The sequence below is a fragment of the Dickeya sp. CFBP 2040 genome (assembly GCF_012273755.1).
Taxonomy (GTDB): Bacteria; Pseudomonadota; Gammaproteobacteria; order Enterobacterales; family Enterobacteriaceae; genus Dickeya; species Dickeya poaceiphila.
Map to the genome: position 1 here is coordinate 1 of NZ_JAAVXH010000115.1, position 4461 is coordinate 4461.

General features: G+C 32.8%; 5 protein-coding genes. All 5 read right to left on the reverse strand.

The annotated features are described in order from the left end of the window. Positions 1 to 718, reverse strand: a 718-nt coding sequence (locus Dpoa2040_RS17705; protein ID WP_168642092.1) for a glycosyltransferase family A protein, incomplete at its 3' end; no start/stop codon positions are given. Positions 719 to 726: 8 nt separating this feature from the next. Then, positions 727 to 1752 (reverse strand): glycosyltransferase, encoded by a 1026-nt coding sequence (locus tag Dpoa2040_RS17710; protein WP_168642093.1) that lies wholly within the window; start codon positions 1750 to 1752, stop codon positions 727 to 729. A gap of 17 nt (positions 1753 to 1769) precedes the next feature. Next, positions 1770 to 2783 carry an EpsG family protein gene (locus Dpoa2040_RS17715; RefSeq protein ID WP_168642094.1) on the reverse strand — a complete coding sequence of 338 codons (1014 nt, stop codon included), beginning with the start codon at positions 2781 to 2783 and terminating at the stop codon, positions 1770 to 1772. Further along, a complete protein-coding gene (locus Dpoa2040_RS17720) occupies positions 2764 to 3708 on the reverse strand; it encodes a glycosyltransferase family 2 protein (RefSeq protein ID WP_050569389.1) in 945 nt (314 codons plus the stop codon). The genes Dpoa2040_RS17715 and Dpoa2040_RS17720 overlap by 20 nt, the downstream gene beginning before the upstream one ends. After that, positions 3698 to 4461, reverse strand: a 764-nt coding sequence (locus Dpoa2040_RS17725; protein ID WP_210424008.1) for a polysaccharide biosynthesis C-terminal domain-containing protein, incomplete at its 5' end; no start/stop codon positions are given. The genes Dpoa2040_RS17720 and Dpoa2040_RS17725, both read right to left, overlap by 11 nt.

Consider the following 4461-nt stretch of genomic DNA (forward strand, 5'->3'; position numbering starts at 1 on the left):
TACCTATCATTCCTTTCCTATAAATGTGGCGATAATTGTAAAGTTCTCCTTTTTCCATCTTCCATAGATTCGAAGACAGTCCTTGACCAGAGGCAAAGGGATGTTTCCCCCCACCATATTCAATAACATCTTTGCAATAAATAGCACAACGGCTGCTATAACATATTTTGTAAAACAACAGCCCTTCTTCTGCATGAGTCATACCATCTTCAAACCCACCAACGAGCTCAAAAATAGCTTTCTTTATAATCACACAGGAAGGTTGAAAATAATGCTTTATCAGTAAATTACTAAAAGTAACTTCTTTAATGCTTTCAGAAATAGTTTTTAGTTTTTTAAAATTCGCGTTTAACTCCCTGAAGTTTCCACCAATCATTCCAAAATTATTACGTAATAAAAAATTCATTTGCTCTTGGGTTTTAGTTGGCATCCAGATGTCATCAGCGTCAAGAAAAGCAATATAGTCACCAGTACTCTTTTCCACACCAACATTTCTCGCTGTTGCAACACCTTTATTTTCCTGCTCAATTAAGGTTATCTTGATTCCTAAAGCTCTAGCTGAATCAATAGCAACAGAGCTAGTACTATCAAGAGAGCCATCATTGACAACAATAACTTCAAAATCAAAATCACCAGATTGTTTTACGACTGAAACAAGAGCATCTGTAAGTGTTTTTTCTGCATTATATGCCGGAATGACAACACTAATTTTTGTCATACTAAATCCTAAATAATCATTGACCATTGCTTTGCAATAATATCCGGTGAGTATTTTCTGGCAGTTTTCTGGGCATTGATGGAAATAGTCTCACACAAAGCAATATTTTCAAGAAGAAGCATACATGTTTCTTTTAACTTACTTGTATTGCCGTTTTCAACAAGAAAACCATCGACACCATTAGTTATTAATTCACTTGGCCCTGTCGGGCAATCATAACTTACAACAACACATCCAGCCGACATAGCCTCCAATATTACCATTGAAAAACTTTCACGATGCGAAGTGACAACCACAATCTTGGCGTCATACATCTTTTTCATCAGCTCATCAGTAGCACCTGCAAAAATATCTAGAGAAGAGTTACAACAGCGCTGTAATCGATTTAAATCATCACCTGAACCGTAGAGTTTAGCTGTTATATCTCTCTCCTTATGGATAAATTCGACCAAACCTATAAAATCCTCGAACCTTTTCACTGGATGCAATCTACCTGCCGCAAGGAGATCAATATGTCTACTAGCTAGTGATGGTACTTCATTATATATTTTATGCGATAAATCTAATATATTTGGTACTTGGTATACTGAATCGTGCCATTTTTTATAAAATGAATAATCTTTTCTCGTCAAACAAACAATCTTAACATTCCCCAGATTGTACATGATTCTCCGAGCTGTTCTTGTCCACCATTTAAGTGCAAAATAATCAGCATGTTGCTGGGCAACTAAATCCACTCGCTTTCTTAACAAGAAAGAAGCAGCGATGACAAATATTGACAACCTATCATAAGTAGATATTATTGTTGTGTCTTCACTCACAGACCTTACATAGTTAAGTATCTTTAAAAACTCATTACGGCCTTTGGGAATGACATATTCTTCATTAACACCCAAACCTATAGTTTCATTTTCAAACAAAGATACCATTTCTACACATATATTATTTTTACGTAATGCATTCATCAACGAGAATGTACTGCGTTCAATTCCACCGATATCACAGGCATTCATTATTAAAATAGATACCTTCATTTTTCATGCCCTCTTATTCATAAAATCAAGCTAAAGCCACGCTCATGTATTGACTCAATGAAATTATATGCAGGAATGAAATACATGGAAAAAATCAGAGTAAAAAATAAAAAACGAGAAATTAAACGCATTTCATTATCACGAAAATATCTATAAGAATAACCAATCAAGTACGGAAGAAAAATTATTTCCGTCCACGAAAAGAACCATTTTATCCTGAAAGCAATATCGCCAACAGAAGAGAACAACGAACTAATCAGGCATCCAAAAATGTATACAACACAACAAAGTTTTACATATCTAGAGCAACTTACTTTTGTATATACCAAGTAAGCGAAAATAGAGACAATAACTTGTTTAAAAGAAAAAACAGCTTCTTTATTATATGAAGAATAGGTTTTCAATTTTATCAATAAAAAGTCAGGGATGAATGGTATATTCTCCATAACATCAATAATTGAAAAAACTTGGGACAAAGTAACAATGACTGTTATCGCGGCAATACTTACTAAAAGAGTTTTTCTACCATAATTCCTATTGCAAAGTAACAACACAGGTAAAAAAACTAGTGATGCAATATGAATAAGTGGCGCAAAAACATATAGCAACAATGCTTTCTTTTTGTCATTTTCCCATAGAGCTAGAGATAACATTATAATTGCTATAGCAAATCCCTGCCTTATAGCAACCACATCAAACAATAAATATATTGTTGATATATATATCAACAAACTTAAAAAGAAATACTCTGAATATTTTATAATAGCAATACACTTCATCATTACTGAAGCTAATGCAATAGCCAGGATGAGTCCCTCAAAACCGAAACCTACAGCATCGAAAAAAAAATTTAATTTTTGATAAGCTGGCTCAACATCAACTACGACAGAAGATACCGCACCTTCATAAATCTCCTTATAATTGGCATAATCAGGATCATTTCCTTTCCTTAAACCAGCAGCAATGGCAAGAAACAAAAAAACATAGCCAGTTAAGATCTTAAAACCTGCCCTAATTCTTTCTCTTTCCATTTTTATTTCGCATAGTTAGATAAACTTCATTTTCTATTCTTTTTAAGATAGACCAATATGATTTTTTCGCCTCTTTTTTTACAAAACAAAAAATCAATATTCTCACAGTACATGTAAGCTGATATAATCTGTGGATAATATTAGCTTTTATTTTTGTAGAATGTTTACTGAGATAGATAAATTTACTTTTGAAAGAACGCTCCAGTGTAATTTCTCTTACTGACTCAGACCCCCCCTCCAAATGAATTATTTTTGCTTCAGGAATAGATGATACAAAAAATCCATTTCTTACCAGCCGATAAAAGAGATCCGTTTCTTCATAATAAAGGAAAAAGTCCTCATCAAACCCCTTAACTTTATCAAACCACTCTTTTCTTATCATACTATCAGCTCCAGAAATGCTTCCTCTAAATTTGATAGGGGATGATGTATAGTTAAAAAAATAATTAAAAAATTTAAACTGATGAAATAAATTAAAAAGCAACCCATTTATCTCGCAGCATACACCAGGAAATAGCCTTGAATACGAAGAGGTGGGGTTTCCATTTATGTCATATAAATTTCCACCAACCGCTACTACATCACTATTTTCAGGGCAATCTAAATAATCAGAAAGAATTTTGACTGCATTAACTAAAAGTACGGTATCAGTATTTAATAAAAAAAGGTAATTACCTCTAGCAATCGAAGCACCAATGTTATTAGCAGCACCAAATCCTTTGTTATCCTTATTCTCTATACATAATACACTGGGAAATAGTGACCTCACCTTAAGAACAGTATCATCAGTTGAGTTATTATCCACCAAAATTATTTCATAGGATATATCTCTAGTTCTTGCATAAATTGATTTTATCGTCTCTATAGTCAGATTACATGTATTGTAGCTAACTAATATTATAGATACATTTATCCTATCTGACATAGCCAGTGCCTTTCCTATGTAGAAAAACCATAACAACAACACCTATAGACTCTGAAATAAACATTCCAAGTAGAGCACCGCTATACCCCATACAATCGATAAGAGGGTAAAGTAAAAAAACAAACACAACCAACACTACAAAGTTAGAGCGAGTTGTAATAAATTCTTTTTTTTGCGGAATACTATATTGAGTATCGATAAAAACAGCTAATGATATAGATAAGAAACAGCACATACTGAGCACAATATCAATATTGGAGAAATGATATTTATCGCCAGTTAACATGATGATAAAAAATTTACCTAATAGACCAAAAATAAGGGCAATGAAAAACATAAAAAAAATGTAAAAAAAATCATATTTCTTATGAAATTTATCGGCACGACCAGTTAAATATGAATCAATAACTGTAGGAAGCATGAAGCGACAAACCGTTATAGGTAATATTGTTAGCATAGCAGTAACCTGTTTCAGTATATTCAGAGCCGCAAGATTACTTCTCTCAAGTAAAACGCCAAGAAACAGCTGATCACAATATTGATAACCAGTGCCTAATAAAGAGTTAGCAAAGAAATGTCTAACATTAAAAATATGTTGATAAGACTCTCTCCACCTCAATTTTTGGAACGCAATTTTTTTCCAAACACCTATATAACCAATAACACTTGTCATCATGTAAGAAAAGGCCATCAAAATTGAATAATTAACAACATCATTATTTTCTTTTATAAAAAAGAACACCAAAATAAGCA

Coding starts and splice junctions, on each gene's coding strand:
- Dpoa2040_RS17710 (WP_168642093.1), bottom strand. CDS start 1,752: ATGAAGGTATCTATTTTAATAATGAATGCCTGTGATATCGGTGGAATT.
- Dpoa2040_RS17715 (WP_168642094.1), bottom strand. CDS start 2,783: ATGGAAAGAGAAAGAATTAGGGCAGGTTTTAAGATCTTAACTGGCTAT.
- Dpoa2040_RS17720 (WP_050569389.1), bottom strand. CDS start 3,708: ATGTCAGATAGGATAAATGTATCTATAATATTAGTTAGCTACAATACA.